The sequence below is a fragment of the Micromonospora sp. USAFONa4 genome (assembly GCF_057197825.1).
The window spans coordinates 1,778,158-1,797,318 of record NZ_CM170072.1 but is presented as its reverse complement, the minus strand read 5'-3'; the positions used below and the strand labels follow the sequence as shown (position 1 = coordinate 1,797,318).

Sequence of the window (19,161 nt, the reverse complement as noted above, 5' to 3'; positions counted from 1 at the left end):
TCACCCGCGCTGGTAGAACCGCGCGGCCCCGGGGTGCAGCGGGATCGGGTCGGTGCCCGAGGCGCTCTGCTGGGTGAAGTTGCCGGCCTCGGGGTGCACCTTGACCAGGTCGGCCTGGTAGGCGAAGAGCAGCCGGGTCAGGTCGTACGCCAGTTGGTCGGGCATGTCGGCGCTGACCAGGATGACGTTCGCCACCGTGACCGTCGGCGTGCCACTCCTCGTCTTGTAGACCTCCTTCGGCAGCTCCGCCGTGGTGTAGACCGAGCCGTGGCGCGCGGTGAGCGGCTCCATCAGGTCGACGATCGGCAGCAGCGCGTACTTGCCGGGCGCGCTGGCCAGCAGGTCGGCGATGCCCGGCGTGGGCAGGCCGCCGGAGAAGAACATCGCGTCGAGCGTGCCGGCCCGCATCCGCTTCACGGTCTCCGGCAGGGAGAGCGTGGCCCGCACGACGTCCCGGTCCGGGTCGAGGCCGGCGGCGGTCAGCAGACGCCCGGCGATGATGTCCGTGCCGGACTTCGGCGAGCCGGTGGAGACCCGCTTCCCGCGCAGGCCCGACAGCCTGGTGACCTTCGCGTCGGCGCGGACGATGACGTGGGTGTAGTTGCTGTAGACCCGGGCCAACGCCCGCACCGGCTGCGGCTGGCCCTCGAAGGCCCCGCGCCCCGCGACGGCGTCGGCCGCCGTGTCGGCGAGGCTGAAGGCGATCTCCATGTCGCCACTGGCCAGCCGGTTGACGTTCTCCACCGACGCGCCGGTCGGCTCGGCCCGTGCCTCGTAGCCGGGCAGGTGCCGGCTGATCACGTCCGCGTAGCCGCCGCCGAGCTGGTAGTAGACGCCTGTGGTGTTGCCGGTGGCGAGGAAGATCCGGCCACCGTGCCAGGGTTGCGGCCCGGCCTCGGCCGCGCCGCAACCGGTGGCGAGCACTGTCGCCAGCAGGGCCGCCAGCAACCGGGAGGACCGTCCGATCACGCCCGGACCGCCGGCTCCAGGGCCTCCGCCACCCGCTGGACCAGCATGGCGGTCTCGTAGCCGATCTGGCCGAGGTCGCAGCCGGGCGCGGCGAGCACCCCGACGAGGGCGCGCTCGCCGACCGCCATCACCAGCATCACTCCGCCGTCCATGTCGACGATCTGCTGGCGTACGCGGCCGGCCGACATCAGCCGGGCGGCACCGACGGTCAGGCTGGCCAGGCCGCTGATCACGGCGGAGAGCTGGTCCACCTGGTCGGGCGCGAGGTGGGGCGAGGCCGCCAGCCGCAGCCCGTCGCCGGAGACCGCGAGGGCGTGCGACACGTCCGGCACCTGTTCGGCGAAGTTGGCCAGGAGCCAGTCCAGGCCGGCGCTCTCGGATGGGGTCATGGGATTCTCCTGGGGGGTGTCGTCTGGGTACGTCGGGTCGCCGCGGCCACTCCCTCGGCGAGCGAGGACAGCCGGGACCGCACGACCTCGGGGTCGAGCAGGTCGCCCGCCGGCCGCGCCGTCGGGGCCTCGTGCAGCGCGGCCGGCAGTTGGCCGCCCCGGGTGCGGCGCGGCAGCCCGGCCCCGGTGAGCGGGGGCGGCGCGGGCGGGGCCGACGCGGGACGGGACGGCGGCACCGCGGCTCCACCCGCCCCGGTCGGGCGCGCGCCGAGCACCGGGAGCGTGATCGTCGGCGCGTGGTGGACGCTGGTCAGGTCGGGCAGGGTGGCGGGACCGCCGGTCCCGGTCCGGGGCCGGAACCAGGCCGTCTGGGCGGAAACGACCGGCGCCTGCGTACGCACGGGCGGCGGCTGCGCGGGCACCGTCCGGACGGGTGGCGCCGGCGCGTGCACCTGCGGGGCGGCCTGCGCGGGGGCGCGTACCTCCGGCGCGGAGCGCGGGGCGACCTCCTCGACGCGGGTCAGCGCCGACTCCGGGATCTCCACCTGCGCGACGGTGCCCGCGCCGCTGTTGTGCAGCTGCACCCGCACCCCGTGCCGGGCCGCCAGGTGGGCCACCACGTGCAGGCCCATGCTGCCGGCGGAGGCGCTGGACAGCATCGCGGGGGCGAGCAGCCGCTCGTTGATCGCGGCGAGGCGGCTGTCGCTGATGCCGATGCCCTGGTCGTGCACGCGCAGCGTGAGGCCGTCGATCGTGCGCCGGCCGTCGACGTGCACCGGCGAGTTCGGCGGGGAGTAGACGGTGGCGTTCTCCAGCAGCTCGGCGAGGAGGTGGACCAGGTTGCCCACGGCGGCCCCGTGCACCGCGGCGGTCGGCACGTCGACCTCCACCCGCGGGTAGTCCTCGATCTCGGAGGCGGCCGCCCGCACCACGTCGGCGAGCAGGTGCGCGCCGTCGTGCGTACGGCCGGGCTCCCCGCCCGCGAGGACGAGGAGGTTCTCGCCGTTGCGCCGCATGCGGGCGGCGAGGTGGTCCAGCGCGAAGAGCCGGGCCAGCGCGTCCGGGTCGGTCTCCTCGCGTTCGAACTCGTCGAGCAGCCGCAGCTGCCGGGTGATCAGGGTACGGATGCGCCGGGCCAGGGCCTCGGCCATCCGGGTCACGTCCATCCGCACCTCGGCCTGTTCGCCGGCCAGGCGCAGGGCGGCCCGGTTCACCGTGTCGAAGGCCTGGGCGACCTGCGCGATCTCGTCCCGGCCCTGCCCGATGCCGGCGGTCAGCCGGGTCGCCGCGCCGTCGGTCGGCGCGCCGTCACCGGAGGCGATGGCGGTGATCCGCTCCGGCAGTTCGCGGTGCGCCATGGCGAGCGCCGCGACCCGCAGCCGGCGCAGGCGACGGCTGGTGCGGACGGCGAGCAGCACGGCGGCGGTCAACGACGCCAGCGCGACGGCGGTGGTCGCGCCACCGGTGACCAGGGCCCGCCGCTGGGCGTCGCGGGCCAGCCCGGCGGCCTTGCGGTCGAGTTCCTCGGAGAGTTCCCGGCCGAGCAGGTTGTACCGCCGGATGGCCCCGCTCTGGGCCACGTACCAGGCGTCGCCGTCGGTCTTCAGCCCGGCGGGCTCGGACTCCACGTTGAGCGCGCTGTCGCGCATCCGGCGGGCGGTGGAGACGTCGGTCCCGGCCACCAGCCGGGTGTACGCGTCCGCCGCCGGCCGGCCGGCGATGCGGGAGAACTCGGCCTGACGCTGCTCCTGCGCGCCCCGCAGCTGGCCGAGGCGGACCAGTTCCCCGTTCACCAGCGTGCCCCGCACGAAGACGGCGCGGAGCAGGTCGCGTTCCACGGCGGCGAGGTGTTCCTGGGCGGCCACGGCCGCCACCTCCCGGGCCCCGTTGGCCAGCTCCCGGTCGCGCAGCTGGGCCGGCAGCGCGTCGGCGACGGCGAGCAGCGACTCGACGAGCGAGAGGTAGGCCGGGTCGGCGGTGGTGCCGCCCAGCGCGGAGCCGCGGGCCGGTTCGAGCTGGTCGAGCTGCGCGTCGGCGCCGTCGAGCACCCGGCGCAGGTCGGGGGCGGCGCGGCGGGCGTCCCGGCTGGCGCCGCGGTAGCGCTCGACGGACGCGTCGACCCGCCGTCGCTGCGCGTCGACGAGGGGCCGTCCGCTGCTGCCGCCCCGCTGGCGCAGGGCCGCCGTCTCGCCGAGTTCCCGTTCCAGCTCGTGCACGAGGCGCACGGTGGCGGTCGCGGTGCCGGCCAGCACCCGGGCGCGGTCCGCGTCGTCGGAGGCGTCCAGGGCGGTGGCGGTCTGGGCCGCCCCCAGCACCACCAGGCCGACCGTGGCCACCAGGATGGGCGCGAGCAGCTGGGTGCGTACCGACCACAGCCGGTCGGTGTGGTCGGCGGGCCGGTGGTGCCGGCGTACGCGGCCGGGGGTGGGGAGCGACACTCGGGCCCTCCGGGGTCAGGGTCGGGGGCGCCGGGCCCGGGCGCGAGGCCCGGACCCGGCGCCGGGGATCAGCGTGCGCCGAGGTCCTGCAACGCCTTGTCCGCGCCGCGGTGCAGCGGTACGGGGTCGGTCTTGCGGGCGTTGTCCAGGCTGATGCCCTTGGCGGCCGGGTTCGCCTGGGCCAGGGCGTCCTTCTTGTCGAACACCGTCCGGGTGATCGCGCAGGCCACGTTCGCGTTGAGGTCCTTGCGGACCAGCAGCACGTTCGGCACCACGATGGTCGGGGTGTCCGCGGCGGTCTTGTAAACGTCCGCGCCGATGGTCCCGGCCTGGTACGCCGGGTTGAGCTCGGTCATCTTGGGCAGCAGCGGGGTGATGTCGATGAACTTCACCTTGTCGCCGGCGGTGGTGAACAGGTCGGTCAGCCCGCCCGTGGGCACCCCGCCCGACCAGAACAGCCCGTCGACGCTGCCGTCCTTGACGCCCTCGACGCTCTTGGTCAGGTCGAGCCGCTGCGCCTGGACGTCCTTGGCCGGGTCGAGGCCGGCGGCCTCCAGCAGCCGGTTGGCGATGACCTCGGTGCCGGACTTCGGGGAGCCGGTGGAGATCTTCTTGCCCTTCATGTCGGCGACCGAGTTGATCCCCGAGTCGGCCCGGACGACGACCTGCGTGTAGTTGTCGTAGATCCGGGCGAGCGCCTCGACGGGCTGCGGGGCCGTGAAGCTGCCCTTGCCCTGCACCGCGTTGACCGCCGTGTCGAACAGCGAGAAGGCGACGTCGTACTGCCCGCCGACGAGCTGTTCGATGTTCTGCACCGAGGCGCCGGTCTCGGCGGCGGTGCCGGTCAGCTTGCCCTCGGTCGCACCGGAGAGCTGACCGGCCAGGGCGTTGCCGACCACGTAGTAGACCCCGGTGGCGTTGCCGGTGGCGATGCCGACGCGGGTGCTGTCGGTGATCTTGCAGGTGATCTCACTGGCGGCGTCGTCCTTGGTCGCGCCGTCCTGACGGCCTCCGCAGCCGGCGGTGCCCGCGGCGACGAGGGCCAGCGCGCCAACCCCCGCGGCGAGCCGCATGTTGATCCGTCTCACTGTGTTTCCTCCCCATGGTTCACCGTTGGTACTGCTGACGGCCCGCCGTTCCGGCCGGCGGATCCGCGTCTGACGAGCACGCCCGCCACCATGACGGCAGCCAGGGCGGCGCCGATCGCGACGGGCACGGGTTCGAGCCAGAGCAGCGTGAGCCCGGCGAGCGCGCCGACGATCCGCTCCGGCGCGCCGGCCGGGCCGACGCCGGGCAGCCAGCCGCCCGCCGCGACCGCGAGCACGGCGACGCTGAGGGCGGCGACCGTCGCGGCGACGGCTATCCGCTGCGGGCCCCCGATGCCGAGCAGCCCGAGGCCGGTCGGGGTGACCACGAAGGCGAGCGGGATGAGGTAGGCCGGCAGGGCGTACCGCAGGGTCTGCCACATGGTCGGCACCAGCCGGCCGCCGGTCACCGCGGCGGCGGCGACCGCGGCGAGCGCGGTCGGCGGGGACGCCTCGGACAGCACCGCGAAGTAGAAGACGAACATCGCCGCGGCGGGCGCGGTGACGCCCAGGTCCAGCAGGGCCGGGCCGATGATCACCCAGCCGATCACGAACGACGCGGTGACCGGCACGGCCAGCCCGAGCAGGGTGAGGGCGACGGCGGCGAGCAGCGCGGTGAGCGCCAGCACCACGGCCGGCTCGGAGCTCACGGCCCGGGCTTGGTCGATGAGCAGGTCCGCCATCTGGGGACCGAGGCCCGTCTTGGTGGTGGTGGCCGTGATGATGCCGGCCGCCGCGCAGACCGCGCTCACCGCGAGGACCCCGCGCACGCCGGCGCTGAGCGCGGCGAGCAGGCGGGGCGGGGTGAGCCGGTGCCGACGGTCGAGGAAGGACAGCACGGCGGCCAGGATGGTGGCCAGCACCACGGCCTTCGTCGCGGAGAAGCCGACGGCGAGCAGCCCGACGATCGCGAAGAGCGAGAGGAAGTGGTAGCCGAACCGGGCCAGCAGCCGGCCGGCGGAGGTCGTGTCGATCACCACCGGCCGCACGCCCGAGCGTCGGGCGTCGATCTCGACCGCGAGGAGGATGCCGAGGTAGTAGAGCACCGTCGGGACGGTCGCCCAGCCGAGCACCTGGAGGTACGACACGCCGAGGTACTCGGCGATGATGAAGGCCGCCGCGCCGAGGGTGGGCGGGGAGAGGATCGCCCCGACGCCGGCCGCGGCGAGCATGCCGCCCGCCCGCTCCGGCGGGTAGCCGGCGCGGCGCAGCACGGGCCAGGTGACCGCGCCGATGCTGACGGTCGTCGCCGCGCCGGAGCCGGAGACGGTGCCGAGCAGGAACCCGGAGGCGACGGCGGTGCGCCCGGCGGCCGTGCGCGAGCGCCGGAAGGCGGCGGCGGAGAGCTCCACGAAGAACCGGCCGGCCCCGGAGAGGTCCAGCACCGCGCCGTAGATGGTGAACAGCACGATGTACGTCGCCGCGACGTCGAGCGGGGTGCCGTAGAAGCCGCTGTCGGAGTTGTAGAGGCCGTCGACGATCTGCCCGAAGTCGAGGCCGGCGTGGGCCACCGGCCAGGACTGGGGCAGCAGCCCGCCGTAGTAGCCGTAGCCGAGGAAGACCACGCAGACCGCCGGCAGGATCCAGCCGGTGGTGCGCCGGCACGCCTCCAGCAGCAGGATCAGCAGGACGGTGCCCATGGCCACGTCCATGCCGACGAGCAGGCCCTGCCGGTCGAGGAAGGCGTCGTACCCGCCGCCGCCGTCACCCAGGTCGACGGGCAGCACCGGGTAGAGGCAGCTGACCAGCGCCGCGCCGGCCAGGATCCAGTCCGCCACGGTGGGGCCCCGGCGCCTGGGGCGCTCAGCCGGGATCGCGTCGCCCGGCCCGGTCGCGTCCGTGCGGCGCAGCCGCCGGGGCAGGCGCAGATCCGCCGGGTACGCCAGGAAGACCATCGGCAGGATGCCGGCCAGGAAGATGACCAGGTAGAACTTGCTCCCCTGCGGCAGCGGGTAGAACACCTGCCAGAGGGCGAGCAGCGCGATCGCCAACGTCGTTCCGGTGACCAGCACGCCGATCGGCCCGGAGAGTTCCCGCCCGGGCTTTTCGTCCTCGAACTGCGCGGCGAGTTCCCGTGGATCAGGCGCGGCACCGTCTGGATCGGACCGATCGTCCGTCTCGGGCGGCAACGGAACCGGACCGCCATCCGGGGTGGACTCGGGGCCCACGGTGGACGGCTGCGGGGCGGGTTCGCCGGAGGAACGCACTGGTGGCACGAGGGGGCACGATACGCGAATTAGATACCGGGCGGAACATTGCTGATCATGATTGCAGCCAGTAATTAATTGGGACTTGCGATTACGCAGAGAGACTGTAATGGGGTCCGGATATGCGGCAGGATGCACGCCCTGATTGGTAAGAATGCGGCAAGCCGGGAAGCGGGCCGTATCCGATGCGTCCACTCTGGTCCGGTAGCAGCGCGTTTCCGACCTGCCCTCGCCCGACCGTCGCCGCGCCCTCGGCACCGCACGAGGCCATGACGCAGGGTAGTTTCCGTCGCTCTCCGTTGCCGGATGGGCCCTGACCAGGGCGCCTGTACCCCTACCGCCCCGCCCCCTATCACCCCGGCGACGGACCCGCCCGGATCCGGTGGGGGTGCCGGAACCGTCCGGTGGGGTGTCGGATCCGGAGGTTAGGGTCGGGCGATGACGACGGCTCCACCACTCATCCAGGCGCGGGCGTTGGTGAAGCGGTTCGGCGACTTCACCGCCGTCGACGGCATCGACGTCGAGGTGCTGGCCGGCGAGGCGTTCGGCTTCCTCGGGCCCAACGGCGCCGGCAAGTCCTCCACCATGCGGATGATCGGCTGCACCTCCCCGCCCAGCGGCGGCGAGCTGCGCATCCTCGGCATGGATCCGGTGCGCGACGGGCCGGCGATCCGGGCCCGCCTCGGCGTCTGCCCGCAGCTCGACAACCTGGATCCCGAGCTGACCGTCCAGGAGAACCTCACCACCTACGCGCGCTACTTCGGCATCTCCCGGCGGGTGGCCCGGGCGCGGGCCGCCGAGCTGCTCGACTTCGTCCAGCTCACCGAGCGGGCCGACAGCAGGGTGGAGCCGCTCTCCGGCGGCATGAAGCGGCGGCTGACCATCGCCCGCGCGCTGGTCAACGAGCCCGAGATCGTCCTGCTCGACGAGCCGACGACCGGCCTGGACCCGCAGGCCCGGCACCTGGTGTGGGAGCGGCTGTTCCGGCTCAAGCAGCAGGGCGTCACGTTGGTCCTCACCACGCACTACATGGACGAGGCGGAGCAGCTCTGCGACCGCCTGGTGGTGATGGACGGCGGGCGGATCGTCGCCGAGGGCTCGCCCCGGTCGCTGATCGACCGGCACTCCACCCGGGAGGTCGTCGAGCTGCGGTTCGCCGCCGAGTCCCAGGAGGCGTTCGCCGGCAAGCTCGACGGGCTGGGGGAGCGGGTCGAGGTGCTGCCCGACCGGATCCTGCTCTACGTGCCCGACGGGGACGCGGCCGTCGCCGAGGTCGGCGAGCGGGGGCTGCACCCGGCCAACGTGCTGGTCCGGCGCAGCAGCCTGGAGGACGTCTTCCTCCACCTCACCGGCCGCACCCTGGTCGACTGACAGCGCGTCCGGTCGCTCGTCGTCGGTCGCTCGTCGGTCGTTCGGGATCCGGTGCCGGTCGTCCGGCGCCACCGGGTGGGTGCGGCGGCGTCGGCCGTTACGTAGCATCGGCGGGCCGGCGGCACGTCGACCGCCCGGCGACGCACACGGGGGTGTCATGTCGGAGCTGGAGTTCCAGTCCCGCCGCCAGGCCGGGTTCGCCGCGCTCTACCTGGGCGTCTTCGCGACGATCTGGTTCAGCGTGCCGGCCGCCGAGCAGCCGCTGCGCGCCCTGCTGGTGGTCGCGAGCGGCGCGGCCCTGGTCACGGCGGTGATCGGCGCCGTCGTCGTGGCCCGCAGCCGGGGAGCCGGGGGCGTCGCCCACGACCGCGCCGCCGACCGCCGCTACCTGCTGATCGTCCTGGCCGAGTTCGCCGCCGCCGGGCTCGGCGCCGTCGTGCTCGCCCTCGTCGGCTGGTCGGAGTTCATCCCGGTGCTGGTCGGCGCCGTCGTGGGGCTGCACTTCTTCCCCCTCGTCCCGGTGCTGCGCGACCCGCTGCTGTGGCCGCTCGGGGTGGCGGTGTGTGCCGTCGCCGTGGCCGGGCTGGTCACCGCGCTCGTCTCGGCGGTGCCGGCGGGGCTCGTCGTCGGCACCGGCACCGGGCTGCTGCTGCTCGCCTACGCGGTGCAGGCGCTGCTGCGCGCGGCCCGTAAGCGCTGACGGGGCGACGGAGTCGCCGGCCTGTCGTACCCGCGAGGTAGTAAGGCCGTGGTGGACGCGGAGCGAGACGGGGGTGGTCGCGTGAGCGTGGCGCAGTCGGCGCGGGAACGCGCGCGCCCGAGGTTGCCGCGGGTGCCGGCGCTCGCGGTGCTGGCGCACCATCTCGTCGGCTACCGGCGCACCTGGCGGGCGGGGCTCTTCTCGTCGTTCCTGCTGCCGGTGCTGACCGTCCTCGGCTTCGGCTTCGGCGTCGGCTCCTACATCGACCAGGGCATCGACGGGGTGAGCTACCTCGACTGGATCGTGCCCGGCCTGATCGCGTCGACCGCGTTGCAGACGGCCGTCAGCGAGTCGACGTGGCCCGTGTTCGGCAACTTCCAGTGGGTCAGGACCTACTTCGCGCAGAGCGCGGCGCCGCTGCGGGTGGGCGACATCCTCGGCGGGCACCTGGCCTTCGTGGTGTTCCGGGTGGTCACCACCGTCGCGGCGTTCCTGCTGGTGACGGCCCTGTTCGGGGCGCTGCGCCCGCCGTGGGCGCTCGCCGCGCTGCCGGTGACGGCGCTGCTCGGGCTGGCGGTCGCCGCGCCGACCTTCGCGTACGCGTCGGTGGTCTCCGTCGACAGTTGGCTCGCGATGCTGCTCCGCTTCGCGGTGATCCCGATGACGCTCTTCGCCGGCGTGTTCTTCCCCGTCGAGTCGCTGCCCCCGGCGCTGCGCTGGCTGGCGTACGCGACCCCGCTCTGGCACGGAGTGGACCTGTGCCGGGCGGCGGCGCTCGGCGTCGCTCCGCAGTGGTCGGTTGCCGGCCACCTGCTCTACCTCGCGGCCTGGGCGGCCGGCGGCTGGCTGCTGGCCCGGCGCGCGTTCCGTCGCAGGCTGGTCGTCTAGGAGGGTCGCAGTGGTCGGTCTCGTCCTGCCCCGGCTGGTCGCCGTCTCCGCCGCGTCCCGCCGGTCGGTCTCCGTGGCCGAGCGCAACGTCGCGGCCCTGAAGGCCGTCTACTGGCTGCTGCTCGTCTCCGGGTTCGTGGAGCCGCTGCTCTACCTGCTCTCCATCGGCGTCGGGGTCGGCACGCTGGTCGGCGACCTCACGCTGCCCGGCGGCGAGGTCGTCACCTACGCGGCGTTCGTCGCGCCGGCCATGCTCGCGTCGTCGGCCATGTCCGGCGCGCTGTCGGAGACGACCTTCAACTTCTTCGGCAAGATGAAGCAGATGAAGCTGTACGACGGGGTGATCGCCACCCCGGTGCAGCCGTTCGAGATCGCGCTGGGGGAGCTGCTCTGGGCGATGCTGCGCGGCAGCGCGTACTCGGCCGCCTTCCTGGTGGTGATGGTGGTGATGGAGCTGACCACCGCGGCGCGGGCGCTGGTCGCCTTCCCGGCGGCCGTGCTGGTCGGCTTCGCCTTCGGCGCGCTGGGCATGGCGATCACCACCTTCATGCGCAGCTGGCACGACTTCGACCTGATGTCGGCGGCCCAGTTCACCCTCTTCCTCTTCTCCGGCACGTTCGTCCCCGCCGAGGCCTACCCGGCCGCGCTGCGCTGGGCGGTGGAGGTGACGCCGCTCTACCGCGCGGTGCACCTCATCCGCGGCGTCTCGGTGGGCGCGGCCGGCTGGGAGTGGGTGCTCGACGTGCTCTACCTGCTCGCGGCGATGGTCCTGGGGCTGCTGGTCGCCTCGCGCCGGATGGGCAGGTTGCTCTACGGCTAGGGGTTAACGGTGGCCGCTGCCTGGGCATGTCGAGGGGGACTGACACCGACCACGAGGAGGGGCGATGGCCTCCGACGAGTCCTCCACCCGCAGCGGACGCGACCGCGACGATTCCGGGGCGGCCGGCCGGGTGGGCGACCGCCGGACGGGCCGCGCGGACCGGGGGTCCGACCCCGTCCGTGCCGAGCGGCACCGCCCGGGTCGCGGCCCGGTCGGGCCCGACGAGGGTCCCGACAGCCCGACCGAGCTGCCGGGCGCCGGTTGGAAGGCCGCGCTGCGCCGCACGGTGCGGGAGTTCCAGGACGACAGCCTGACCGACTGGGCGGCGGCCCTGACGTACTACGGGGTGCTCTCCATCTTCCCCGGTCTGCTGGTGCTGGTCTCGATCCTCGGCCTGCTCGGCCCGCGGGCCACGGAGGGCGTCAAGGACACGGTCAACGACGTCGTCCCGCAGGACAGCATCCGGCAGATCGTCGAGGGGGCGATCGACCAGGCGCAGCAGAGCGGCGGCTTCGCCGGCTTCGCCGCGATCCTCGGTCTGCTCGCCGCGTTCTGGTCGGCGTCGGGTTACGTCGCCGCGTTCATGCGCGCCTCCAACACCATCTACGACGTGCCGGAGGGGCGGCCGATCTGGAAGACGCTGCCGATCCGCGTCGGGGTGACCGCGGTGATCGGCGTGATGCTGCTGGCCAGCGCGGTGATCGTGGTCTTCACCGGCGGCCTCGCCGAGCAGGTCGGGGAGGCGATCGGGCTGGGCTCCACGGCGGTGACCGTGTGGAACATCGCCAAGTGGCCGGTGCTGCTGCTCCTGGTGAGCCTGATGTTCGCGATCCTCTACTGGGCGTCGCCGAACGCGCGGCACGGCGGCTTCCGCTGGGTCAGCCCCGGAGGCGTGCTGGCGGTGGTCATCTGGTTGGTGATCTCGGGCCTGTTCGCGCTCTACGTCAGCAACTTCGGCTCGTACAACAAGACGTACGGGGCGCTCGCCGGTGTGATCGTCTTCCTGATCTGGCTGTGGCTGAGCAACATCGCGATCCTCCTCGGCGCGGAGTTCGACGCCGAGCTGGAGCGCAGCCGCGCCATCGAGGCGGGCCACTCGCCGGACGAGGAGCCGTACGTCGAGCTGCGCGACGACCGCAAGCTCAAGAAGAAGCGCAACGCCGCCAACCGCAGCTGAGCGCGTCGCCCGTAGCCCCACTCGTGCCCGCGCCGCCCTGCCACCCTCGGTGAGCAGGGCGGCGCGTCACGTTCCGCCCGGGCACCGGCGTGCCGGCGCCCTTCCGCCCGCCTCCGCGCGGTCGCGCCTCGGGTGATCCGGACGCCATGGACGTTATCCGGCGCTTTGAGGTCCATGGCGTCCTGATCACCAAGTTGGCCTACGCGCTGGCTTGCTCAGCGGCTGCTGCTTTTCCTGATCCTTCCGATGCTTTTGCTCGATCGGACAAAAGTTCGCGTCAAATCGGCCGAAGCTCTGGACACGTGACACGGAACACTCCTACTGTGTCGGCACGACACCTCGGCATCACGTCGATGTGAACGAGCCCGCGAAGAGGTGAGTCCGGTGCGGACGGTCGACCCCCTGCACGTACGGCTGCTGCGGCTGCTCCGTGACGAGGGCGCGGTCTCCCGGGCCGAGCTGGGCGACCGGTTGCAGATGCCCCGTCCCCGGCTGCTGGCGGAGCTGGAGCGGCTCGTCGCCCTCGGCTACGTCGCCGAGGCGGGGCTGGCCGCCTCCCGGGGCGGTCGCCGTTCCACCCTGGTCGAGCTGAGCCCGCGCCTGCGCTTCGCCGCCGTCGACCTCGGCGCCAGCTCCATCGACGTCGAGGTGGTCAACGGCCGGCTGGAGCCGGTCGCCGCGTACGCCGAGGCGGCCGACATCCGCACCGGCCCGAAGGTGATCCTCCAGCGGGTCAACGAGCTGCTGCACAAGGCCCGGGTGGACGGCGCCTACGAGCGGCTCGACGCCGTCGGCATCGGGGTGCCCGGCCCGGTCAGCTTCCGCGACGGCGTGCCGGTCTCCCCGCCGATCATGCCCGGGTGGGACCGGTTCCCGGTGCGCGAGCTGCTCACCCGCGAGCACGGCTGCCCGGCGGTGGTCGACAACGACGTCAACATCATGGCCATCGGGGAGCGGCACGGCGGGGTCGCCCACTCCGTGGACGACTTCCTCTTCGTGAAGATCGGCACCGGGATAGGGTGCGGGATCTACCTCAGCGGCGAGGTCTACCGGGGCACCGACGGCTGCGCCGGGGACATCGGCCACATCCAGGTCGACGCGCAGGGCCCGATGTGCTCCTGCGGCAACGTCGGCTGCCTGGAGGCGCTGTTCAGCGGGGCCGCGCTGGCCAAGGACGCGACCGCCGCCGCGCGCAGCGGGGTGTCGCCGGCGCTGGCCGAACGCCTCGCCGCCCACGGCGCGGTGACCGCGCTGGACGTCGCCGGGGGTGCCGTCGAGGGGGACGTGACGTGCATCCAGCTGATCCGCGACGGGGGTCGGCGGGTGGGTGGGGTCCTGGCCGGGCTGGTCAGCTTCACCAATCCGTCGATGATCGTGATCGGCGGCGGGCTCGCCCAGCTCGGGCACATCCTCCTCGCCGAGATCCGCAGCGTCGTCTACCGCCGGTCGCTGCCGCTGGCCACCGGCAACCTGCCCGTCGTCCTGTCCGAGCTGGGCCCGCGCGCCGGCGTCGCCGGTGCCGCCGTGCTGGCCAGCGACGTGGCCTTCGCGGAGGCATCATGAGTGAGCAACTGGTCGAGACGCCCGCCGGCGCCGTCGCGGGCGAGGTGGTGCTGCGCCTCACCGACGTGGTCAAGACCTTCCCGGGCGTACGGGCCCTGGACGGGGTGCAGCTGGAGGTGCGCGCCGGCGAGGTGCACTGCCTGCTCGGGCAGAACGGCGCCGGCAAGTCCACCCTGATCAAGGTGCTGGCCGGGGTGCACCGGCCCGACTCGGGGCTCGTCGAGTGGCGGGGCGAGCCGACCACCTTCGCCAACCCGCAGGCCGCCATGCGCGCCGGCATCGCCACCATCTACCAGGAACTCGACCTGGTCGAGGACCTCTCGGTCGCGGAGAACGCCTTCCTCGGCCACGAGCCGCGCCGGCTCGGCTTCGTCCGGCGGGGCGTCATGGCCCGGCACACCCGGCAGATCCTCGGCCGGCTCGGCCACGCCGAGATCCCGCCCGGTCGGATGGTGCGCGCGCTGCCCGCCGCCGGCAAGCAGATCGTCAGCATGGCCCGCGCGCTCTCCCACGAGGCACGGCTGATCATCATGGACGAGCCGAGCGCCGTGCTGGCCCACGACGAGGTGGGCAACCTGTTCCGGATCATCCGGGAGCTGACCGCGCAGGGCATCGCCGTCATCTACATCTCGCACCGGCTGGAGGAGATCCGCGAGATCGGCGACCGGGTCACCGTACTCAAGGACGGCCGGACCACCGCGGCGAACCTGTCGGCCCGCGACACCCCGACCCGCGACCTGGTCAGCCGGATGACCGGCCGCACCATCGAGTACGTCTTCCCGGACCGCCCGGCCGGCGCGGCCGGCGGCGCGGAGCTGCTCACGGTCGAGGGGCTGACCCGGGCCGGCGAGTTCGCCGACGTCTCGCTCGGCGTGCGGGCCGGCGAGATCGTCGGCATCGCCGGGCTGGTCGGCTCGGGCCGTTCCGAGCTGCTGGAGACCATCTACGGCGCGCGCCGTGCCGATGCCGGCTCGGTGCGGATGGCCGGCCGGGCGCTGCGCCCCGGCAGCGTCGGCGCGGCGGTGCGGGCCGGCATGGGGATGGCCCCCGAGGAGCGCAAGAGCCAGGCGCTGCTGCTGGGCGAGCCGATCTACCGCAACGTGACCCTGGCGACCTTCGCCCGCTACGCCCGCGCCGGGTTCACCGACGCCGGGCGGGAACGGGCCGAGGCGGACCGGATCGCCGAGAGCCTGGAGCTGCGCCCCCGCGACGTACGCCGGCCGGTGCGCACCCTCTCCGGCGGCAACCAGCAGAAGGTGGTGGTCGGCCGCTGGCTGCTCGGCGACACCCGGCTGCTGCTGCTCGACGAGCCGACCCGGGGCGTCGACGTCGGCGCCCGGGCGGAGCTCTACCAGGTGATCCGGGGGCTGGCCGCGCGCGGCGTCGGGGTGCTGCTGGTCTCCAGCGAGGTCCCCGAGGTGCTCGGCCTGGCCGACCGGGTGCTGGTGATGCGGGAGGGGCGGGTCGTCCACGAGGCCCCGGCCCGCGAACTCGACGAGAACACCGTGCTCGACCTCGTCATGGCGGGGTCCCTGATGGAAGGCGCACCGGCATGACCGAGGGTCCTACTCCCACCGTGGCGCCGGAGCGGGCGGCACAGCTGCCGGCGCAGTCGCCGCCGGTGGACCCGGCGCAGACCGCGGCGGCCGTCGACAAGGTGGCGGCACCGGGCCGGATCTCCTGGTGGCGGGGGGACGGCGGCGAGGGCGCCCGCCGCAACCTCGGCCTGATCGGGGTGCTGGCCGTGCTCGTCGTGATCGGTGCCCTCACCCGCTCCGACCTGTACTCCGATCCCGACTGGGTGTGGGACAACGTCCTGAGCATCCTCAAGCTGGCGGCCGTGGTCGGCGTGGTCACCGTCGGCATGACCTTCGTGATCATCGGCGGCGGCATCGACCTCTCCGTCGGCGCGATCGTCGCGCTGGCCGGGGTCTGGTGCACCACGGTGGCCACCCAGAGCTACGGCGCCGGCGGCATGATCTTCAGCGCGCTCACCGTCGGGCTGGCGGTCGGCCTGGTCAACGGGCTGCTCATCTCGTACGGCCGGCTGGTGCCGTTCATCGCGACCCTCGCGATGCTGGTGGCGGCGCGGGGCCTGGCCGCCGAGATCTCCGACAAGCAGACCCAGGTGTCGGACAACGGCTTCATCAACGGCCTCGCCAGCAACAGCCTGCTGGGCATCCCGCTGCTGGTCTACATCCTCGCCGCCGTGGTGGCCGCCGGCTGGGTGCTGCTCAACCGCACCACCTTCGGCCGGCGTACGGTCGCCGTCGGCGGCAACCCGGAGGCCGCCCGGCTCGCCGGCATCAACGTCCGGCGGCACACCGTGCTGCTCTACGCGCTCTCCGGGCTCTGCTGCGGGATCGCCGCCATCATGCTCACCGCCCAGGCCAACTCGGCGCAGGCGGCGATGGCGAACCTCTACGAGCTGGACGCGATCGCCGCCGCGATCATCGGCGGCACGCTGCTCAGCGGCGGGCGGGGCACCATCATCGGCTCCCTGCTCGGGGTGGTCATCTTCGCCACCATCACCAACCTCTTCGCCATCAACGGCCTCTCCACGGAGGCCCAGAACATGGTCAAGGGCGGCATCATCGTCGCCGCCGTCCTGGTCCAGCAGGTCCAGTTCCGCAGCGTCACCCAGTTCCTGAGCCGCAACCGGCTCACCACCACCTGACCCCCCACCGCACCGACCGCGCGGCATCCGGGCCACCTCAGCGACGGTGGCCGGGCACCGCACGCGCTCTTCCGTCCCGCACCGCGAGATTTCCTCCACCACCGTCAACCCAGGAGGTCGTCATGACCCAGCACAGTCGCGACATGTCGCGCCGCCGGCTGCTCTTCGGCGGGGCCGCCGTCGGCGCCGGCGTGCTGCTCGCCGGCTGCACCAGCAACGAGACCAAGCCGACCGAGGCGCAGACCAAGGCGGCGGCCGCGCCGGGCGGCAACAACGAGCCCGGCAAGCGGGTCGTCATCGGCTTCTCCGCGCCGGCCGCCGACCACGGCTGGATCGCCGCCATCACCAACAACGCCAAGGCGCAGGCCGGGGCGTACTCCGACGTGGAGTTCAAGTCGGTCGAGGCCGGCGCGGACGCGGCGGCCCAGCGGGCGGCGCTGTCCACGCTGATCTCGCAGAAGCCGGACGTGATCGTGCTGCTGCCGCACGACGGCAAGGAGCTCAACGCGTTCGGGCTGGAGGCGATGAAGGCCGGCGTCCCGGTGGTCAACCTGGACCGGGCGTTCCCCGACGCGCGGGCCTACCGGCTCCAGATCAAGGGCGACAACTACGGCATGGGTGTGGCCGCCGCCACCTACATGATCGAGCAGTTCAAGGCCAAGGGCGTCAGCAACCCGGTGATCGGCGAGATCGCGGGCATGGACGAGCTGGAGCTGACCCAGGAGCGGTCGAAGGGCTTCGTCGACACCCTGACGGCGAGCGGCTTCAAGGTCGCCAACCGCCGGGCGGCCCGGTTCACGGCCGACTCGGGGCAGCAGGAGGCGGCGCAGCTGCTCCAGGCCCTGCCGAAGATCGACGCGCTCTGGAACCACGACGACGACCAGGGCATCGGCGTGCTGGCCGCGGTCAACCAGAGCGGCCGCAAGGAGTTCTTCATGGTCGGCGGCGCCGGCTCGAAGAAGGCGATGGAGGACATCCAGGCGGACAACACGGTGCTGAAGGCGACGGTGACCTACAGCCCCTCGATGGCCTCCTCGGCCATCTCCCTGGCCCGGCTGATCGGCCAGGGCAGGGGCATGTCCGACCTGGTGGAACTCCAGGTGCCCAAGGAGATCATCCTCGCCTCCGAGACGATCACCAAGGAGAACGCGGGCAGCTACCTCAAGCTCGGGTTCTGATACACGGGGGGAGACCCACCTTGTCCACGACAGACAGAGAACTGCGGGTCGGCATGGTCGGCTACGCGTTCATGGGCGCCGCGCACTCGCAGGCGTGGCGCACCGTGAACCGGGTGTTCGACCTGCCGGCGCGGGCCCGGATGTCGCTGATCTGCGGCCGGGACGCCGGGAAGGTGGCCGACGCCGCCGACCGGCTCGGCTGGGACGCGTACACGACCGACTGGCGTGACCTGATCGCCCGGGACGACATCGACGTGGTCGACGTCTGCACGCCCGGGGACAGCCACGCCGAGATCGCCCTCGCCGCGCTGGCCGCCGGCAAGCACGTGCTGTGCGAGAAGCCGTTGGCCAACACGGTCTCCGAGGCCAGGGCGATGGCCGCCGCGGCGGTCACCGCGCAGGCCGCCGGGGTGCGGTCGATGTGCGGGTTCAACTACCGGCGGGTGCCGGCGGTCGCGATGATGCGCCAGCTCGTCGCCGACGGGCGGCTCGGGGTGATCCGGCACGTCCGGGCGACGTACCTGCAGGACTGGATCGTGGACCCGCAGTTCCCCCTGGTGTGGCGGTTGCAGCGGGACAAGGCCGGCTCCGGTGCGCTCGGCGACATCGGCGCGCACATCATCGACCTGACCCAGTACGTCACCGGCCGGCGGATCACCGGGGTCAGCGCGGTCACCGAGACGTTCGTCAAGGAGCGGCCGCTGCCGGCCGGATCGAGCGGGCTGGCGGCGACGGTGGACGGGACGACGGCCGACGGCAACGGTGCCGACGGCCACCGCCCGGCCACCGGGGCGGTCACCGTCGACGACGCGGCGGTCTTCGTGGCCCGCCTCGACGGCGGCGTGCTGGCGACGTACGAGGCGAGCCGCTTCGCCACGGGGCGCAAGAACGCCCTCCGGGTGGAGATCAACGGCTCGCTCGGCACGGTGGCCTTCGACTTGGAGCGCCTCAACGAGCTGGAGTTCTACGACGCGACGCGACCCGCCGCCGAGCAGGGGTTCAGCCGCATCCTGGTGACCGAGGGGGAGCACCCGTACATGTCCGCGTGGTGGCCGCCCGGCCACCTCATCGGCTACGAGCACTCCTTCACCCACCAGATGCGGGACTTCGTCGAGGCGGTCGCCACCGGCGTCGACCCGGCGCCCTCCTTCGTCGACGGGTTGCAGGTCCAGCTGGTGCTGGACGCGGTGACCCGGTCGGCGGAGCTCGGCTCCTCGTGGACCGAGGTGGAGCCGGCCCTGGCCACGGTCGCCGCCTGAGCCGACTCCGGCGCCGACCGGCGAGGGACCGGCCGCGGTTGCGCCCCGCGGCCGGGACGAGGTCGGAGCCGGAGGACGTGCGGCCGGGCCGGCGTGGCCCGGTGACGCACGAGCAGAACGGTCGTCCGGTGCGGCCGGACCGGGATTCCCCGGTCGCACCGGAGGACCGTCACCACCCGGCGACCGTTGCCGGGCCGTGTCACCCCACGACGTCCGGTCGGCGCGCGCCGTCGTCCCGACCGGCGGATGCGGGGGAGGCAGGGACGGGACGCCGACCGGCCCTGCCTGCCAGCCCCGTCCGTCCGTGCCCGCGCCGGGATCCGGGCCGGGGTCGTCGCCGCCGACGTCGACACCGGACCGGTGGGCTCCTCCCGGGGCGGCCGGCGGACGGGGCCCATCCGCATAGATGCATATCTTTCCGAACAAACTTCTGATATCTA

The 19,161-nt window shown here is 73.4% G+C and carries 15 protein-coding genes; 10 read left to right on the top strand and 5 right to left on the bottom strand.

Annotated features, from left to right (window positions below; genetic code table 11):
* From AC0OO9_RS07390 to AC0OO9_RS07370, 5 genes are all read right to left on the bottom strand, one after another.
* Entirely contained in the window at positions 1-969 is a 969-nt protein-coding gene (locus tag AC0OO9_RS07390) for a TAXI family TRAP transporter solute-binding subunit (RefSeq protein ID WP_484516529.1), read from the bottom strand.
* Positions 966-1,358 carry a roadblock/LC7 domain-containing protein gene (locus tag AC0OO9_RS07385; RefSeq protein WP_088998933.1) on the bottom strand — a complete coding sequence of 131 codons (393 nt, stop codon included), beginning with the start codon at positions 1,356-1,358 and terminating at the stop codon, positions 966-968. The genes AC0OO9_RS07390 and AC0OO9_RS07385 overlap by 4 nt, the downstream gene beginning before the upstream one ends.
* The gene (locus tag AC0OO9_RS07380; RefSeq protein WP_484516527.1) at positions 1,355-3,796 is read right to left on the bottom strand and encodes a sensor histidine kinase; all 2,442 of its coding nucleotides are present in this window, start codon (positions 3,794-3,796) and stop codon (positions 1,355-1,357) included. The genes AC0OO9_RS07385 and AC0OO9_RS07380 overlap by 4 nt, the downstream gene beginning before the upstream one ends.
* Positions 3,797-3,864: 68 nt before the next feature.
* A complete protein-coding gene (locus AC0OO9_RS07375) occupies positions 3,865-4,884 on the bottom strand; it encodes a TAXI family TRAP transporter solute-binding subunit (RefSeq protein WP_484516525.1) in 1,020 nt (339 codons plus the stop codon).
* On the bottom strand, positions 4,881-7,097 hold the full coding sequence (locus AC0OO9_RS07370) for a TRAP transporter permease (protein WP_484516523.1): 2,217 nt from the start codon (positions 7,095-7,097) through the stop codon (positions 4,881-4,883). The genes AC0OO9_RS07375 and AC0OO9_RS07370 overlap by 4 nt, the downstream gene beginning before the upstream one ends.
* A 429-nt stretch (positions 7,098-7,526) precedes the next feature.
* On the opposite strand from AC0OO9_RS07370, the gene AC0OO9_RS07365 reads away from it, so the two are divergent.
* From AC0OO9_RS07365 to AC0OO9_RS07320, 10 genes are all read left to right on the top strand, one after another.
* Positions 7,527-8,459, top strand: a complete 933-nt coding sequence (locus AC0OO9_RS07365) for an ABC transporter ATP-binding protein (RefSeq protein WP_484516521.1) — start codon at positions 7,527-7,529, stop codon at positions 8,457-8,459.
* Between the two features lie 157 nt (positions 8,460-8,616).
* Entirely contained in the window at positions 8,617-9,159 is a 543-nt protein-coding gene (locus tag AC0OO9_RS07360) for a hypothetical protein (protein ID WP_484516519.1), read from the top strand.
* Between the two features lie 87 nt (positions 9,160-9,246).
* Positions 9,247-10,047 carry an ABC transporter permease gene (locus AC0OO9_RS07355; RefSeq protein WP_484517877.1) on the top strand — a complete coding sequence of 267 codons (801 nt, stop codon included), beginning with the start codon at positions 9,247-9,249 and terminating at the stop codon, positions 10,045-10,047.
* Between the two features lie 10 nt (positions 10,048-10,057).
* The gene (locus AC0OO9_RS07350) at positions 10,058-10,867 is read left to right on the top strand and encodes an ABC transporter permease (RefSeq protein ID WP_484516517.1); all 810 of its coding nucleotides are present in this window, start codon (positions 10,058-10,060) and stop codon (positions 10,865-10,867) included.
* A gap of 64 nt (positions 10,868-10,931) precedes the next feature.
* The gene (locus AC0OO9_RS07345) at positions 10,932-12,044 is read left to right on the top strand and encodes a YihY/virulence factor BrkB family protein (protein ID WP_132236958.1); all 1,113 of its coding nucleotides are present in this window, start codon (positions 10,932-10,934) and stop codon (positions 12,042-12,044) included.
* 384 nt (positions 12,045-12,428) lie between these two features.
* A complete protein-coding gene (locus tag AC0OO9_RS07340; protein WP_132236960.1) occupies positions 12,429-13,607 on the top strand; it encodes an ROK family protein in 1,179 nt (392 codons plus the stop codon).
* Positions 13,604-15,163, top strand: a complete 1,560-nt coding sequence (locus tag AC0OO9_RS07335) for a sugar ABC transporter ATP-binding protein (protein WP_484516514.1) — start codon at positions 13,604-13,606, stop codon at positions 15,161-15,163. Before AC0OO9_RS07340 ends, AC0OO9_RS07335 begins: the two co-directional genes overlap by 4 nt.
* Positions 15,160-16,284, top strand: a complete 1,125-nt coding sequence (locus AC0OO9_RS07330; RefSeq protein WP_484516512.1) for an ABC transporter permease — start codon at positions 15,160-15,162, stop codon at positions 16,282-16,284. The genes AC0OO9_RS07335 and AC0OO9_RS07330 overlap by 4 nt, the downstream gene beginning before the upstream one ends.
* A gap of 122 nt (positions 16,285-16,406) precedes the next feature.
* On the top strand, positions 16,407-17,462 hold the full coding sequence (locus tag AC0OO9_RS07325) for a substrate-binding domain-containing protein (protein WP_132236966.1): 1,056 nt from the start codon (positions 16,407-16,409) through the stop codon (positions 17,460-17,462).
* Between the two features lie 53 nt (positions 17,463-17,515).
* The gene (locus AC0OO9_RS07320) at positions 17,516-18,721 is read left to right on the top strand and encodes a Gfo/Idh/MocA family protein (RefSeq protein WP_484517876.1); all 1,206 of its coding nucleotides are present in this window, start codon (positions 17,516-17,518) and stop codon (positions 18,719-18,721) included.
* Positions 18,722-19,161 lie beyond the last annotated feature (440 nt).